The sequence below is a fragment of the Sorangium sp. So ce296 genome (genome assembly GCF_051529605.1).
Taxonomy (GTDB): domain Bacteria; phylum Myxococcota_A; class Polyangia; order Polyangiales; family Polyangiaceae; genus Sorangium; species Sorangium cellulosum_D.
In genome coordinates, this window is the sequence record NZ_CP150325.1 from 12,662,264 (window position 1) to 12,677,100 (window position 14,837).

12 protein-coding genes are annotated in these 14,837 nt (G+C 73.5%); 3 read left to right on the forward strand and 9 right to left on the reverse strand.

Annotated features, from left to right (window positions below; genetic code table 11):
• Positions 1-145: 145 nt before the first annotated feature.
• Positions 146-1,513 carry a hypothetical protein gene (locus tag WME98_RS46635; protein WP_437948062.1) on the reverse strand — a complete coding sequence of 456 codons (1,368 nt, stop codon included), beginning with the start codon at positions 1,511-1,513 and terminating at the stop codon, positions 146-148.
• Positions 1,514-1,809: 296 nt separating this feature from the next.
• Between WME98_RS46635 and WME98_RS46640 the strand changes: the two genes are divergently transcribed.
• The gene (locus WME98_RS46640; RefSeq protein WP_437948063.1) at positions 1,810-3,738 is read left to right on the forward strand and encodes a L,D-transpeptidase; all 1,929 of its coding nucleotides are present in this window, start codon (positions 1,810-1,812) and stop codon (positions 3,736-3,738) included.
• A 184-nt stretch (positions 3,739-3,922) separates the two neighbouring features.
• Complete coding sequence (locus WME98_RS46645; RefSeq protein WP_020736297.1) at positions 3,923-4,948, forward strand: tetratricopeptide repeat protein; 1,026 nt, start codon at positions 3,923-3,925, stop codon at positions 4,946-4,948.
• Between the two features lie 125 nt (positions 4,949-5,073).
• Here the strand turns inward: WME98_RS46645 and WME98_RS46650 are convergent, their stop codons facing one another.
• The 8 genes from WME98_RS46650 to WME98_RS46685 form a co-directional block, all read right to left on the reverse strand.
• Positions 5,074-5,553, reverse strand: a complete 480-nt coding sequence (locus WME98_RS46650; RefSeq protein ID WP_061628164.1) for an ATP-binding protein — start codon at positions 5,551-5,553, stop codon at positions 5,074-5,076.
• The gene (locus WME98_RS46655) at positions 5,550-6,134 is read right to left on the reverse strand and encodes a SpoIIE family protein phosphatase (RefSeq protein WP_061628163.1); all 585 of its coding nucleotides are present in this window, start codon (positions 6,132-6,134) and stop codon (positions 5,550-5,552) included. The genes WME98_RS46650 and WME98_RS46655 overlap by 4 nt, the downstream gene beginning before the upstream one ends.
• Positions 6,131-6,916: an anti-sigma regulatory factor gene (locus WME98_RS46660; RefSeq protein ID WP_437948064.1), complete on the reverse strand. Its 786-nt coding sequence runs from the start codon at positions 6,914-6,916 to the stop codon at positions 6,131-6,133. The genes WME98_RS46655 and WME98_RS46660 overlap by 4 nt, the downstream gene beginning before the upstream one ends.
• Complete coding sequence (locus tag WME98_RS46665; RefSeq protein ID WP_020736301.1) at positions 6,897-7,292, reverse strand: STAS domain-containing protein; 396 nt, start codon at positions 7,290-7,292, stop codon at positions 6,897-6,899. Before WME98_RS46665 ends, WME98_RS46660 begins: the two co-directional genes overlap by 20 nt.
• A gap of 23 nt (positions 7,293-7,315) precedes the next feature.
• Positions 7,316-8,665, reverse strand: a complete 1,350-nt coding sequence (locus WME98_RS46670; protein ID WP_437948065.1) for an STAS domain-containing protein — start codon at positions 8,663-8,665, stop codon at positions 7,316-7,318.
• Positions 8,666-9,208: 543 nt separating this feature from the next.
• Positions 9,209-9,898, reverse strand: coding sequence for a tetratricopeptide repeat protein (locus WME98_RS46675; RefSeq protein WP_061628160.1), 690 nt, complete (start codon positions 9,896-9,898; stop codon positions 9,209-9,211).
• 195 nt (positions 9,899-10,093) lie between these two features.
• Positions 10,094-12,526 carry a DEAD/DEAH box helicase gene (locus tag WME98_RS46680; protein WP_437948066.1) on the reverse strand — a complete coding sequence of 811 codons (2,433 nt, stop codon included), beginning with the start codon at positions 12,524-12,526 and terminating at the stop codon, positions 10,094-10,096.
• Positions 12,527-12,565: 39 nt separating this feature from the next.
• Positions 12,566-13,099, reverse strand: a complete 534-nt coding sequence (locus WME98_RS46685; protein ID WP_061621702.1) for a hypothetical protein — start codon at positions 13,097-13,099, stop codon at positions 12,566-12,568.
• A gap of 228 nt (positions 13,100-13,327) precedes the next feature.
• Between WME98_RS46685 and WME98_RS46690 the strand changes: the two genes are divergently transcribed.
• Entirely contained in the window at positions 13,328-14,827 is a 1,500-nt protein-coding gene (locus tag WME98_RS46690) for a hypothetical protein (protein ID WP_437948067.1), read from the forward strand.
• Positions 14,828-14,837: the final 10 nt, after the last annotated feature.

Below are 14,837 nucleotides of genomic sequence, written 5' to 3' on the forward strand. Positions count from 1 at the left end.
GAACGCCGCCCCTTTGGCTAGTGTTCCGAGCGGCCCCGGAGGGTCTCCGCGCCCCCCGAGGCGCGCGCGGCCGTCCTTTGCCCCGCGCGCCGCCCCTTCCCCGCCCGCGGCGCTGCCCGGCGCGTCGCCGCTTCCGCGCCGCGCGCTACTTCCTCCTCCGCGCGGCGGCCTGCTCCCGCAGCGCCTGCTCCACGAAGCCCATGATCAGCTTGAGCTGCCGGTTCGTGACGTGGAGCTTCGACCAGATGACCTTCCCGTCGGTGTTGAAGGTGACCTCGTCCACCACGTCGATGCGCGTGATCCCCAGGTTGATGGTCCGGATCGCGTTCAAGGTCCTCGTGAGCTCTTGCGCGTGAGCCAGCGCATCTTCAGGGGATTCGTCGCCCGCCGTGAGGGTCAGGTCGGCGCCCCCGTCCTTGGTCGGCGTGACCGTGAGCCGCATCCACGCGATGCTCTTCGGGAGCGCCTGGACCCCGCGGAAGGCGTTCGCCGGCGTGAGCAGGGAGATGACGATGCCCGCCGCGGACGATTTGTTGAAGCCTTTCATAGACTTCAACTTGGATAGTTGAGCTTCTTCTTCAGCGGGAAGGACCACGAGCAGCCGCCGGTCCGGGACCAGCGCGAAGATGCGCTCGCTGCGGTCGGCGGTGGCCCGGGCGGCGGGGACGGGGGCGTCCTCGATCCACGAGCCGTTGGAGCGCCGGACGACGACGTCGACCGCCGCGCGCATGGCCTCCTCGGGCGCCCGGTAGTCCATGACGGCGACGACCTTGCTGGAGTCGCGCAGCTGCGGCCCGGCGATGAGGAGGTGGTCGATGTCCCGGATCGGGTCGACGGCGGTGTCCTGGAAGAAGGACTGCCACTGGGGGATGGTCGTCAGGATCCGGCCGAACCACTCGCCGAGCTCGTGGCTGCGCAGCCGGTCGCCGGCGATGAGCACCTGCACGTTCGGGTCCTTCGACGCGAGCTTGCCCGGCGCGCCCGCGGCGCTCAGCGGGGTGCGGAGGTTCGGGTGATCGCTGTCGTCGCCCGCGCCCCCGTCCCCGGCCGCGTCCGGGCCCGCGTCGCCCGGCGGCCGGCGGCGCGGCGGCGGCGCGCCGGCGTCCGGCGCCTCGGGCGCGGCGCTGGCCGACGCCGCGGGAGGAGGCGTCGCGGGCGGCGGCGTCGCGGGCGCGGCGGCGCCCTCGCCGCCGGGCGTCGCCGCGCCGCCGGTCGCGGAGGGCGCCGCCGCGACCGCGCTGGGATCGTCCGCGAGCAGATCGAGGTCGATCGGGACGATGGTCTCGCCGGCGTCGTAGTCGGTCAGCTCGCCCCGCAGCGCGAACATCGCCTCGAGCCACGAGAACAGCGGGGTCGGCAGGAGGGGCAGGTGCAGGAGCAGCGCGACGGCCGCCGCGGTCGCCAGCGCGCGCCGCGAGGCGGCGCGGACGAGCGGGATGACCCCGGCGCCCAGGCCCGCACGCCGGGCCGAAGTCGTGTTGTTCGAGCCACGCCCCGGGGTCCGTTCCGCCACGGCGGTACCCTAGCAGCCGCCGTCCGAACGGCACTCGCACCGCGGACGGCGCGCGGGCCGCGCGTGCGCCCCACGTCGGGGCTGCGTGGCATGTCGTTCGCTCCGGCGACGCTCATGCGATGCCGCCTGCCCCGGCGCCCGCCGCGGCGAACCCCGAGGGACGCGCGCTCCGCAGAGAAGTGGATCGACACGTGAGTGACCAGGTACTAAGACCGCCGAGCCGACCCGACCCTACGGGTCGATCAAACGACCGCGAGGACCGGGATGGCCGGTCCTCGCCCAACGCTGTGGATGCGATGAACCGCTCTCAGGCGCCCCGCCCCCGCGGGCAGAACGACCCCGCACGATCGCACGGCAGCGGCAACGTCCGCACCGGCGGCGCGCGGAAGCCGCAACCCGCGCCGGACGCCGGCCGCTCCGCGGGCGGCGCCGCGCGCTCCTCGCTCGTCTCCAGCGCGCTCGGGTTCATCGCCGCGGCGGCCTTCGCCGGCACCGCCGCGTGGGCGAGCGGCTGCCAGGGCGAGGCGCCCCCCGGCCCCTCCACCGAGGGCAAGTCGCCGCCCGAGCGGACGTCGTCGCTCCCCCGCCCGTCGCCCACCTCGTCGGCGCGCGCGATCGCGTCGGCCGACGCCCCCAAGGAGGCGCCGAGCGCCGCGCCCTCGGCGGCCCCGGAGCCGCCCGCGCCCGACAAACCCTACACGGGTCCGCTGCTCGGCTCGATCGTGCCGCAGGCGGCGGTCTACCCGACGATGGAGTTCTCGAAGCAGCGGCTCGGCTACATCCGGCTCGGCAGCAAGGTGCCGGTCGATCCGAAGCCGATCAAGGGCGGCAGCTGCGCCAAGGGCTGGTACCGCCTCCTCGACGGCGGCTACGTCTGCGGGAGGTCGGCCACGACCGACCTGTCGAACCCGCAGGTGCGCCTCGGCATCACGGCGCCGAACCTCGACGACGTCCTCCCGTACAAGTACGCGTTCAACACGACGCACGGCACGCCGCTCTACCGCTCCGTCCCCTCGAAGGACGAGATGGCGCGCTACGAGCCGTACCTCGAGTCGTCGAAGCGCAAGAAGAAGGAAGAGGAGCGGCAGCGCGCCGAGGAGCTCTACGAGGAGACCGAGAAGGAGGTCGCCGCCGCGGCCGCGGCCGCCGCCGCGCGCCCCTCGGCGAGCCCCCCCGAGCCGGGCGCGACCCCGGTGGCCGCCGTCGCCACGCAGGCGTCCGCGGCGGAGGACAAGGCGGCGGCCGTCGCCGCGGCCGCGTCGCTCGGCATCATGGCCCCGGCGCCGGTCGAGGAGGAGCCCGAGAAGCCCTGGTGGGAGAACGTCGACGAGAACGGCAGGCCGCGCAACGTCACGCTCGCCGATCTCGACAAGGACTCCGACGCGACGGTCGCGAAGCGGATGGTGAAGGGCTTCTTCGTCGCGGTCGACAAGACCTTCGGGTGGAACGGCCGCAGCTGGTACAAGACGACCGCGGGGCTCGTCGCGCCGAGCGACCGCATGTACATCATCAAGCCGCCGTCCTCGCAGGGCATCGACTTCCCCGAGGGCGCGAAGTCGGTCGGCTTCATCCTCGCGAAGACGGCGAGCAAGTACCAGTTCGACGCCGAGATGAAGTCCGTCTCCGTGGCCGGCTCGCTCGAGCGCTTCGCCGCGTTCGGCCTCACGGGCGAGGTCCACAAGCACAAGTCGGTCGTCTACCGGAAGACCACCGAGGGCTGGTGGATGAAGGGCGCCGACGGGACGTACACCGAGCTCGGCGCCCCGCCGCAGGACCTCGCGCCGGGCGAGAAGTGGATCGACGTGAACCTGTCGCGCAAGACGCTGGTCGCCGTCGAGGGCGACAGGCCCGTCTTCGCGGCGCTCGTCTCCCCCGGCAGGCGCTCGAAGGACAAGAAGAAGGACCACCCGACGCTGACCGGGGTGTTCCGCATCCGCGAGAAGCACATCGCGACCACGATGGACGGCGACGGGACGGTCGCGGGCGATCTGCCGTACAGCATCGAGGACGTGCCGTTCGTCGCGTACTACGACGGGTCGTACGCGCTCCACGGCGCCTTCTGGCACTCCAACTTCGGCCGGGAGATGAGCCACGGCTGCGTGAACCTCTCGCCGCTCGACGCGAAGAAGGTGTTCTTCTGGAGCGAGCCCAGGCTGCCCCGCGGCTGGCACGGGGTGTGGGCCACGCCCGAGAACCGCGGGACGATCATCTCCATCCACGAGTGAGCGCGTCGCGATCGAGCTCGACCCAGGAGGCAGGGCGCCGCCGGCCGCTCCCGCGGGCGCCTGGCCGGCCGCCGAGCTCGGCGCTGGAAATCCGGGCAGGTCGTGTTCGGAACAGCTTGAACGGTCGCTTTGACAGGGCTCCCTCTTGACTCTGGAGCCCCCTTCGCACACTTGTGGAGCCGCCATGGACCAGTTCTCGGCGCACCTCGATCGCGGGTGGGATCTTGTCCAGCGCGGGGATACGCGCGGAGCAGAGGCGTCGGCCCGGCGGGCGCTCGAGCTCGATCCGAACTCGCCGGAGGCTCACAACCTGCTCGGCTTCGTCGCCGCCCTGGAGGGCGAGGGCGAGGAGGCCATCGAGGCGTATCGCCAGGCGATCGCCCTCGACGACACCTACCTGGAGGCGATGCTCAACGCCGCCGAGGTGTACATCCACCCGCTCGGCGATTTCGACCAGGCGATCGAGATGTGCGACCAGGCGCTCGACCTGGCCGAGGTCGACGAGGAGATCATCGACGCGCTCCTCCTCAAGTTCGACGCGCTGCTCGGCAAGGGCGATCTCGACGAGGCCGCGCAGGTCGCCGCCAGGATCCCCGACGGCCCGTACGACAACCCGAACCACACGTTCCTCGTGGGCCGCGCCTTCTACGAGATCGGCCAGGCCGACAAGGCCGCCGCGCTCATCGAGGAGGCGGCGCTCAAGGACCCGCGGCACGCCGAGGCCCACTACTACCTCGGGCTCATCCGCGACGAGCGGGGCGACGTCCGCGGGGCGACGCAGGCGTTCCTGCGCTCGCGCGAGCTCGACGTCGAGCTCGGCATGCCCCCCTGGGCGCCGAGCCGCGACGGCTTCATGACGCTCGCGCAGAAGACGATCGCCGCGCTCAACCCCGTGCTCCGTCGGTACGTCGAGGGCGCGGAGCTCTACATCTCCGACGTGCCCGGGATGGAGCTCGTGGCCGAGGGGGTCGATCCGCGCGCGCTGGTGCTCCTCGACGGCCTCAACGCCGACGAGCGCGAGCGGGGCCTGCGCGGCAGCGCCGAGGTCCACCCGTGCGCGCGGGTCTTCGTCTACGCCCTCAACGTCGCGCGGCTCGCGGGCAGCATCGAGGCGCTCGACCGCGAGATCAACCTCGCGCTCGAGCGCGAGATCACCGCGACGTTCCTCGAAGCCGAGCAGAGCGAGCGGACCGAGAAAGAGCTCAACTGACGCGCGCGGTCGCCGCGGGCGTCAGCCGACGCCCGCGCGCGTGATCGCCGCGATCGGCGCCCGCTGGCGCGCCGAGCCGCTGCCGCTCGGCGCGGAGGCTCGCGCGGCGCGGGCGCGCGCGGCGCCTACTTCCACTTGACGGCGATCACCTCGGTGCTGATGCCGGGCGAGGAGCGGATGACCACGGAGCTCATCAGCCGGTGCACGGCGCCGAGCCCGACACCGAGGCCCTGGCCGGGCATCCTCGGCGCGAGCCGCGCGGAGCTCGACGAGGACGGGCTGCGATCGCTCTTCGGCCCCACCTCCTCCAGGATCGCGAGCTTCGGGTCGATGCCGGGGCCGGAGTCGCGCACGATCACCTCGACGCCCCAGCGGCCGCTGCCCGCGAGCGCGTCCTCGCGGATCGCGCGGATGCTGATGCTGCCGCCGCCGCCGTGGCGCACGGCGTTCGACACGAGCTCGGCGATGGCGATCGCGAGCTCGTGCTGCGCGCGCTCCGAGAGCCCAGCCCAGCGCGCGATCTGCGCGCCCTCGGCCGCGCAGGCGAAGCGATCTTCCTCGCGCGTGACGGGGATGGTGAAGACGGGCGGGCTGCGCTGCGTCACGAAGGGACCCTGTCGCGGAGCACCGCGACCACGCACGTCGCGTCGTCGAACGACTTCTTGTGGGCCTCGACGATGCGGCGCGCCATCTCCTCCGGATCGAGGTCGCGGAACGCGCCGAGATCGAAGCCGCTGGAGATGCCGTCCGAGTGCAGGAGGACGACGTCGCCCGGCGCCACGGGGAATCGAAAGCTGCGGAGCCGCCGCACGCGGCGCCCGAGGATCCCGGCGGAGCAGAAGATCGGCATCGCCGTGCGCGTGATCGCCTTCATCGCGATGTTGCCGACGCCCGAGAACTCGAGCTCGCCGGCGGCCTCGTCGATGCGCAGGAGCGCGGCGGCCGCCCCGCGCGTCGACGCGAGCTGCTCCCCTGCCCCGGTCAGCAGATCCTCGAGCGGCATCGACGCGTGGTCCTCCACGTAGCGACAGAAGGCGGAGGCCGCCTGCGCTGCGTGGGGACCGTGGCCGAGCCCGTCCGCGAGGCCGATCAGCGCCCAGGAGGACTGCCGGACCACCACCACCTCGTCGCCGGCGACCTCCTCGCCGGCCGCGACGCAGCACGCGGTCCCGATCGCAATTGTCATCCGAGGTACTTCCTGACCGTCACGGTCGTCCCCGCGCCGGGCGCCGTCTTGACATCGAACGCATCCATGAGCGCCTTCGTGCCGCGGAGCCCCGCGCCCATGCCGTGGCGCGAGCGGTACTTGCCGCTCAGGATCTCCTGCAGGTTCGAGATCCCGGGCCCGTGATCCTGCGCGATGATCTCGATCGCGCGCATCGGCGAGGTGAGCGAGCGGACGATGATCTGCCCGTTGCCCGCGTACCTCACGATGTTGCGCCCGAGCTCGGAGATCGCCGTGACGATCTTCGTCTGCAGGACGTCGCTGACGAGGTGCTCGATGCAGAGCTCGCGGCCAGCAGACCGCGCGCGCAGCACGTCCTCCTCGTTGCGCACGTCGATGGTGATCTCGCGCGGCGCCGGGGCGGCGTGATCGAGCTCGCCGAGCTCGGTGATGCACCGATCGAGCTGCGCCTGATCGCGCACGAACAGCTTCACCCCGCGCTTGACCTCGACGAGCAGGCGCCTGAGATCGCCCTCGCGCGCGTAGAGCGGGTCGACCTTCGCCTGCCGAATGCCGCAGTCGATGACGCTCTTCCTCACCGCGGGCGAGAGGAACTGCGCCAGCACCGTCTCGATCTGATCCGTGATCGAGCGGCCGACGATCTGCGGAGACGACGGCACAGGGCCGCGCGCCGATTGCGGCGAGCTCGGCATGCGCGTCGACACCGGTCCACTGGACCGGCTCGACGGCGGCCCCGTGGCGCCGCCGCTGGAGGGCGGTCCGTCACGAGGAGGGATCTTCATGCGTCACCTCGTTCGTGAGCTCGGGCGGCATCAGGTCGTCCTCCGCGGACGGCGCGAGCATCTCGACGGCGCGCTCCAGGTTGAGCGCCGTCACGACGCCAGGGATCTCCAGATCCATCTCGACCAGGGCGATCGCGACCGCGGGGCGCAGGCCGCACACCGCCGTCCGGACGCCCATCAGCCGGGCCGTGAGCGCGATGTCACGGATGGCGCGGGTGAGATAGCTGTCGAGAATCTCGACACCGGAGAGGTCGACGATGAGGCCGCGGGGCGAGCGCGATTCGATCGACCCCGTCACGTCGTCGCGCAGCTGCTCGACCTGCCCGTCGGTTAGCCCGCCCTGCACCGAGACGATTAAATTCCCGAAGAGGCCCACGATGGGGACCCTACCCGCTTGCATCAAGTGGACGTCTCCTTCCTCGCGCTGAGCTGCAGCTGTGACGTGGTCATGGGACCGCTGCCCGACGGATCGAACGCGGCCCCGTGGCCGCCAGGGGTGAAAGGCTGTCCCGCCGGCTTCTCGTCGCCCTTGGCCGCGCCGCGGCGGCCGCCCATGAGGGACGAGAGCGTCGGCTTCTGGCCGGCGAGCGCCAGGCTCTCGCGCAGCGCGTGCTTGAGGTTGCGCGCGGCGCGCACGGAGCCGAGGTTGATGCCGAGCTCCACCATCGTCTGCGCGACCGCGGGCCTGACCCCGGTGATGCGGCACCGCGCGCCGAGCAGCTCGACCGCCTTCATCAGCTTCATGAAATGGTCGGCCGTCCGCGTGTCGATCACCTCGACGCCCGTCACGTCGATGATGACGTAGCGCGACTGGCGACGGACGATCTCGTCGAGCAGCCGCTCCATGATCTGCGCGCTCCTCCGCGAGTCGACGACGCCGATGATCGGCAGCGCGAGGACGTCGTCCCAGAGCTCGAGGATCGGCGTCGAGATCTCGTCGATGGCGTAGCGGAGCCGCTCGACGAGCTCGCTCTTGGCGCTCTCGCTCTCGACCAGGTCGCGGTTCTTCGCCTCGAGATCCTCGATGAGGCGCTTCTTCTCGGTCGCGTCGCGGAAGACGGCGACGGCGCCGGAGATCGAGCCGTCCTTGCCCCGCATGGGGCTCGCGCTGACCGTCAGGAACAGCCCCGCCGCCTGGCCGGGATCGAGCCGCGCGTCGGCGAACATCGGCGGCAAGCGGACCGAGCGCGGCTCGCCGTCGTCCGCCTGCGGCCCCGAAGCGGGGGCGAGGGTCGCCATGGCGTTGCCCGGCGCGGCCTGCGGCAGGCGCGCGTGCCGCGCGTCCTGCTCCGCGGGCTTCCTCACGAAGAGCTCGACCTGATCGACCGTCTCGCCGCGCAGGGCGCGCACGAGCGGGTGCTCGGACGCGGGCCAGGGCGTCGCCTGGTCGGGGAAGAACAGCGTGGCCTCGCCGGGCCCCGGCTCGCCGTTCGCCGCGACGTCGAGGGACGCGCGGCCGAGCATGTGCTCCGCGGCCGGGTTGCGCATCAGGAGCTCGCCCTCGTGGTCCACGACGGCGACGCCGTCGGCCATGCTGTCGAGCACCAGCTTGAAGATGCCCGCTTGCCGCCGCAGCTCGTCCTCCGAGCGGGCCAGCTGCTCGCCGCGCTCGCGCGCCTCGCGCCTCGCCTGGTCGAGCTCCGCGGCCTGCTCCTTCGCCGCGCGCTCGCGCGCCTCGATCTGCTGCTCGAGCGTCGCGACGCGCTCCGTGAGCCTCGCAATCTCTTGCCGCAGAGCTTCTTCGCTCATCGCGAATTCTCCGTCGTGAGCCCGCGCTCGCCGTGCAGCGCGTCCCTCCGATGCGCGGCGCGGCGAGCCACGTCGCAGGCTCGCCCGACGTCTGCGCGCCGGGAGCAGGAGACGCGCAGGCCGGACGAGGCGGCAGCGGAGGGCGCCTGGCGCTCCGTCGTCCTGTCCGTCCTTTGCACGCTCGTGACGCTCATGTCTTCTCCTCGCAGGGTGCCCTCTCCCGAACGGGGACCGTGTCCAGCACCAGTCGAGAAACACAGCTTATCGCCAACCGGGCAACCCACCGTCAAGCTTCGCGTCGGCGGTGCGTGTCGCTTGTGGCGACGGCATCCGCAGTCGCCCAGACGAGGTAGCCCGTGCCCATACAACCTCGCTGTGCTCTGCGTCACGACGGACGCCGCCTGCCGCGCCGCAGCGCGGTCGAGCCCGGCCGCCGACGACCGGCGGCTCCCCTCCTCGGAGGTGTGGATGAGAGGCGCGAGCGCACGTGGGCTCCTCGCGTGGGGCGCTCTGCGGCGGTGCGCGCGGGAGCGGGCGGGCGGCTCAGTCGCCGAGGCTCTGGCGCTCGCGGGCGCGCCGCCGCTTGGTCTTGCGCTTCGAGTCGGCCGAGCGCTGCGGGGCAGGCCCGCTCTCGCCCGCGGTCGGCGCGCCGGCGTCCAGCCAGCGCCACAGCGCCATCTGGTCGGCCGTCGCCCCGTGGCGGATGGCGCGCTTTAAGATCTTCTTCGCGAGCACCAGCTTGCCGCACCGGGCGAGCGCGTGGGCGTAGCTCGCGGCGATGTCGGCCTCGCCCGTCTGCGCCTCGGTGGCTTGCGCCAGGAGCGGCAAGGCGTCGTGGGGACGGTTCAGGGCAACGTCGTAGAGGTGGCCCAGGTTGTGGGCGTACCACGGGTTGTCGGGCGCGATGGCCAGGGCGCGCTCGTAGGCGCGCGCGGCGTAGCGGTAGTTGCCGAGGAGCGACTGCGCGAGGCCGAGCACCGCCCACGCGCCGTCGTCCTCCGCGTGGAACTGCAGCACGCGGCGCGCGAAGAGCGCGGCGCGCCACGGGTCGTGCTCGACGCCCATCTCCGCGAGGTGGCGGTGCGCATAGAGCCACGGCTCGCTGCCGGGCGCCGTCGCGCGGGCCAGACGCGCGAGCAGCGGGAGAACCCTGTCCGCGTCGAGCTTGTCAGCGAGCGCTCGATCGATGTCCCGTCGAAGCCGGTCGATATCCTCCGCTCCACTTCGCGCCATCCCTTCCGTGATACGACCAGTGGGCGAGCTTGGCTAGCGCGTTGCGCGCGGGGAGGCGCCGCCTGGACGGCGTCGCACGCGAGCGCCCACCGACGTACGCCGGCGGGCGGTGTCTGGCACGCGCGGCGGCAGCGCGAAACGCCAGCGCGGAGCCCGGTCCGCCGCCTCGCCGCGACGGACCGGCGCGCCCCGCGTTCAGGCGTCTTCCGTCACCTCTTCAGCGCTTGACGTGCGCTCCCGAGCCTGCTCCGCGCGCGCCTCCTTGCCCGCGATCGTCGCGCCGTTCAGCGCCGCCACGACCCGCGCGAGCTCGGCCTTCGGGACGCTGACGAACGCGTTGCGCTCGCGCACGCGGATGCGCCGGATGTCGCCCTTGGCCATCCCGGCCCGCTCGATGAGCGCGCGCTGGAAATCGGCCGCGCGCGCGCCGTCGCGGCGGCCGAGGTTGATGAAGACCTCGACGAACTCGCTGTCCGCCTCGTCGCGCGAGGGCTCGGCGCGCGGCGACTCGCCAGGCTCGCCGCTCTCGATCTCGACCGCGGGCTCGCCGCCGAGGAGCGCGGGCGAAGCGCCGCTCGCGCGCTCGCCGCCGCGCGACGCAGGCGAGCCGGGCGGCGGGGACGGCGGCTCGCCGAGGATCGGCTCGTCGTCGCCCTCCTCCTCCGGCGGCTGCCACATGGTGAAGTCGGCGTGGCGGGAGAACGGCTGGCCCTGCGCGCCGCCGCGGCCGGGCGCGGCGGCGACGCCGGCCGCGGCGGGGCCGCGGCGCGCCGACAGCAGCGTCGCTGTGCCCGGCCGATCGCGCAGGCGCTCCGCCGGGCCGCGGCCGGGCGCGCCCTCGCCGCGCGGCGGCTCGATCCGCATCAGCGGCTCCGGCCGCGTGAGCGGCTCGACCGAGACGGGCCCCTCCTCGCGCGCCCGCGCCACCTCCGGCCGGCGCGGCTCGAGCCGCGCGTCGTCCCCGGCCGGCGCGTCCGCGCCGCGGGGCCCGCGCCGCCCCTCGTCCCGCCGCAGGCGCAGCGACCGGCGATCCCGGTCCCGCCCGCGGTCCCGATCGCCCTCGCGCGCGACCTCGCGCTCGCTGCTGCGCTCCGTCTCCGGCGAGCGCGGATCGACCGAGTCGGCCGCGCGCGGGATCGCGCCCTGCGACGCGCGCTCGCCCCGCGCGCTCGCGGCGCGCGCCGCGGGCTCGGGCCGGGTCGAGGGCTCGGCGCCCTCGCGCGCCGCCGCGCGCGGCTGCTGGGCGCGCCGCGCGGCGCTCGCCTCCTCCTGCGCCGTCGGCCGCGCGCCGAGGTGATCGCGCAGGAGGCCCGCCACGATCGCCTCGGCCTGGTCGTGCGTGAGCAGCCGGCGCGCGAGCGAGAGGTCGTCCGGGTGCGTGCCCTTCGGCAGGAACGCCTCGGCGAGCATCGCGACGAGGTCGGCCTCGGCGCGCGTCTTGAGCTCGCCCTCCGTGGGCAGCTGCTTCTCGAGCGGCCGGATCTTGTACGTCAGCCGGAGGATGTAGAGCGGCCCGACGTCCTGCGGCGTGATCAGCGCGATCGCCGTGCCGGTGCGCCCCGCGCGGCCGGTGCGGCCGGTGCGGTGCACGTACGCCTCGGCGTCCTGCGGGAAGTCGTAGTTGATGACGTGCGTGAGGTGCGAGATGTCGATGCCGCGGGCCGCCACGTCGGTGGCGACGAGGAAGCGCAGGCGCCCCTCGCGCGTCGCGCTCATCACCTTCTCGCGATCGGACTGCGGCAGATCGCCGTTCAGCCAGTCGGCGTCGTAGCCCTGGCGCTTCAGCGCCGCGGCGACCGTCTCCGTCTCGTCCTTGGTGTTGCAGAAGACGACCGCGTTCTCCGGGTTCTCGACCTCGATGATCCGGATCAGCGACGTCAGCTTGTCGCCCGTGATGAGGTAGACGTAGTGCTGGATCTGGAGCGCGCCGACCGCATCGCCGGAGAGGGTGATGAACTCGGGCGAGCGCAGCTTGCTGCGCGCGATGCGCTCGATGTCGGGCGGGAGCGTCGCCGAGAACAGCAGCGTCTGCCGCTCCGGCGGCAGCTCGGCGAGGATCGCGGTGAGCTCGCGCTCGAAGCCCATCGAGAGCATCTCGTCGCACTCGTCGAGCACCAGCAGCCGGATGTGCTTGGCGACGATCGTCCCGCGGCGCAGGTGGTCGAGCACGCGGCCCGGCGTGCCGACGATGACCTGCGCGCCCGCGGCGAGCGCGTCGATCTGCCGCTGCATCGGCGCGCCGCCGTACACGGCGACCACCTTCACGCCCTTGCGCTTGCCGAGGCGCTCGACCTCGGCGGAGACCTGCAGCGCGAGCTCTCGCGTCGGGCAGAGCGCGAGCACCTGCGCCTGCGCGAGCGAGCGCTTCACGGCGTGGTCGACGATCGGGAGCCCGAAGGCCGCCGTCTTGCCGGTGCCGGTGCGCGCCTGCACGACCGCGTCGCGCCCGCGCGTGACCGGCTCCCAGACGGCGAGCTGCACCGGCGTCGGGTGGACGTAGCCAATCTCCGCGAGCGTCTCGCGCAGCTCGGACGACAGGGGCAGCACATCAAAGGTGGGCAGCGGCTGGGGCTTTTCGCCGGTCTGCGCTTCACCCGCCACTGCGGCAGGGGGAGAAGGAACGGTCATATCGGTCATATCGTCCTGCGTGATCGCCGCGTCGGGGTATTATCTCGGGGACACGGGCCCAAGCTGGCCATCGACGATCGCCCGGACCCTGCGCCGTAGCGGAGCCAGATCGCCTGCCTCGCGCCGCGCTGCGTGCTCCTCCGCATAGCGGAGCCGCTCGATGGCGTCGAGAGCGCGCTCGTTCTCGGCGGAGCCCCGGCACGAGGCGGCGACTCCGTCCCGGTAGCCCCACGCCGGAGCGAGCGTGCTCCGGAACCGGGCGAGGGCGGCGTCCTCCCCGTCGGTCCCCGGGGCGGCCTCCCTGGCCCGCTCGACGGCCCGGACGAGCGCCAGGAGGCCCTCCTCGCAGCTCCCGTAGGGCGACGGCGCGGCCGGCAGGAAGAAGACCTGCCGGATCACCTGGAGGGTGCACGAGACGATGATGAGCGCGGCGAAGCTGTAGTAGGCGACCAGGGCGATGCGCCGGCCGCGGGCGCGAGGCCCGCCGGGGCGCCGCCGCCCGCCGGGCGATCGCGCCTCGGTCCCTGGCACGGCCGGGGCGGGGGCGATGGGCGCGGGAGCTTGGGCGGGCATGAGAGCAGCGATTCCTTGGGCGGGATGGGGTGCGCGGGCGCCGGCGCGGCGATGGCCGGCGGCCGCTCCTCGTCTCGATTCGTTGTGGTTCGCTGGCCGGGGAGCCTTGTCGCCGGGCCCGGCCACCGCTGGTCGGGCTCCGCTTCCGCGGTCCCTTCCGTGCGCGCCAGTGCTATCACCTCGCCGCGGGCGCGACGAGATGCTGTTGGACCGGAGGGGCAGCGCGAGGTGAGCGAGACGACCGCGCCGCGCCGCGCCGCCCGCCGCCCCGCCGCGGCGCTCGCCGCGCTGGCCCTCGTCCTCGGCCCGCCGCGGGCCGCGCCGGCCCAGCCGCTCAAGGACAACGCGTACACCATCGACCTCTTCCAGGGGCCGATCCTGGCGCCGCTGCGCGTGACCGGGATCGCCGGCGCGTACGCCGCCTACGCCGAGGGGATCGCCGGCATGGTGGCCAACGCCGCCGCGCCCGCGGTCCGGGAGCCCTTCAGCGTCAAATGGCTCGAGTGGGACGTCGCCGCGTCGATCTCGCTGCCCATCGAGCTCTTCGGGGACATCGATTTCGACAACAACGACTTCGACAACAGCGGCGACCTCGACCTCGACTACTCGAATTTCGTGTACCTGACCCTCGGCGGCCAGCTCCAGGCGGGCGATCTCGGCCTCGGGGTCAACGCCGAGCTGCAGCGGTACTCGCTCGTGGACGACCGCGGCGCCGAGACCACGGTCGTGACCGGCAAGTACCACTTCCTCGGCGGAGCCCGCCTGCTCGGCGACGCGGTCGTGCTGGGCGCCGGCGCCCGCGCCGTGACGCTCGGCCTCGGCGCGGAGCAGACCAACCTCACGATCGCGGGCATCTCCCCGGAGCTCGGGGTGCTCGTCCGCCCCGACTGGGCGTCCTACCGGGTCGGCGCGACGTTCCGCTTCCCGGTGAACGGCGGCCGTCTGCTCGGCGAGGGGGTGGTCACGGACGGGAACGTCCGCCGCGCAGGCGGGCTGATCCTGCCGAACGAGGTCGTCCTCCCCTGGGAGCTCGAGCTCGGGCTCGCCGTGCAGGTGGGGCCGCGCCCGCTCAACCCGGCGTGGATCAACCCGCGCGATCAGGAGCGGGAGCTCCGCGCGGCGATCGCGCGCAGGCGGGCCGAGCGGGAGGCGCGGCGGGAGCGCGCGCTCGCCGGGATCGCGGACCCGGAGGAGCGCGCCCGGCGGGCGCGGATCTTCGCGCTGGAGGGCGCGCGCGAGCGCGAGGCCGACGAGCGCGAGCTCGCCGCCGGGCCGGACCTGCTCGAGAAGGAGCGGCGCGCCCGCTACTGGAACTGGCCGCGCGAGCACCTGCTCATCACCGCGGAGCTCCTCGTCACGGGCGCGGTGTCGAACGGGGTGAGCCTCGAGCATTTCCTGGCGCAGAACCTGCCGGAGCGGGCCGACGACGACTCGGCGGTGGGCGCGTCGGGCGCGCACGTGAGCTTCTCGCCGCGGTTCGGGATCGAGACGGAGCCGATCCCGGGCCGCGTGCACACGCGGTTCGGGAGCTACTACGAGCCGAACCGCTCCGGCCACCTCGGGAGCGGGGGCGTGGGGCGGCAGCACTTCACCTTCGGCGCGGACATCCGCGTGCTGACGACGACCTTCTGGGGGCTGATCTCCGAGGCCGCCTACACGCTGCAGGCGTCGATGGACATCGCGCCCCGCTACGAGAGCGTGAGCGCCGGCATCGGCGTGTGGCACTGAGCGCCGCGGC

What these genes read in the sequence shown, in the direction of transcription:
- WME98_RS46640 (WP_437948063.1), top strand. Translation starts at nt 1,810, where the DNA reads ATGAACCGCTCTCAGGCGCCCCGCCCCCGCGGGCAGAACGACCCCGCA.
- WME98_RS46645 (WP_020736297.1), top strand. Translation starts at nt 3,923, where the DNA reads ATGGACCAGTTCTCGGCGCACCTCGATCGCGGGTGGGATCTTGTCCAG.
- WME98_RS46655 (WP_061628163.1), bottom strand. Translation starts at nt 6,134, where the DNA reads ATGACAATTGCGATCGGGACCGCGTGCTGCGTCGCGGCCGGCGAGGAG.
- WME98_RS46660 (WP_437948064.1), bottom strand. Translation starts at nt 6,916, where the DNA reads ATGAAGATCCCTCCTCGTGACGGACCGCCCTCCAGCGGCGGCGCCACG.
- WME98_RS46670 (WP_437948065.1), bottom strand. Translation starts at nt 8,665, where the DNA reads ATGAGCGAAGAAGCTCTGCGGCAAGAGATTGCGAGGCTCACGGAGCGC.
- WME98_RS46675 (WP_061628160.1), bottom strand. Translation starts at nt 9,898, where the DNA reads ATGGCGCGAAGTGGAGCGGAGGATATCGACCGGCTTCGACGGGACATC.
- WME98_RS46680 (WP_437948066.1), bottom strand. Translation starts at nt 12,526, where the DNA reads ATGACCGTTCCTTCTCCCCCTGCCGCAGTGGCGGGTGAAGCGCAGACC.
- WME98_RS46685 (WP_061621702.1), bottom strand. Translation starts at nt 13,099, where the DNA reads ATGCCCGCCCAAGCTCCCGCGCCCATCGCCCCCGCCCCGGCCGTGCCA.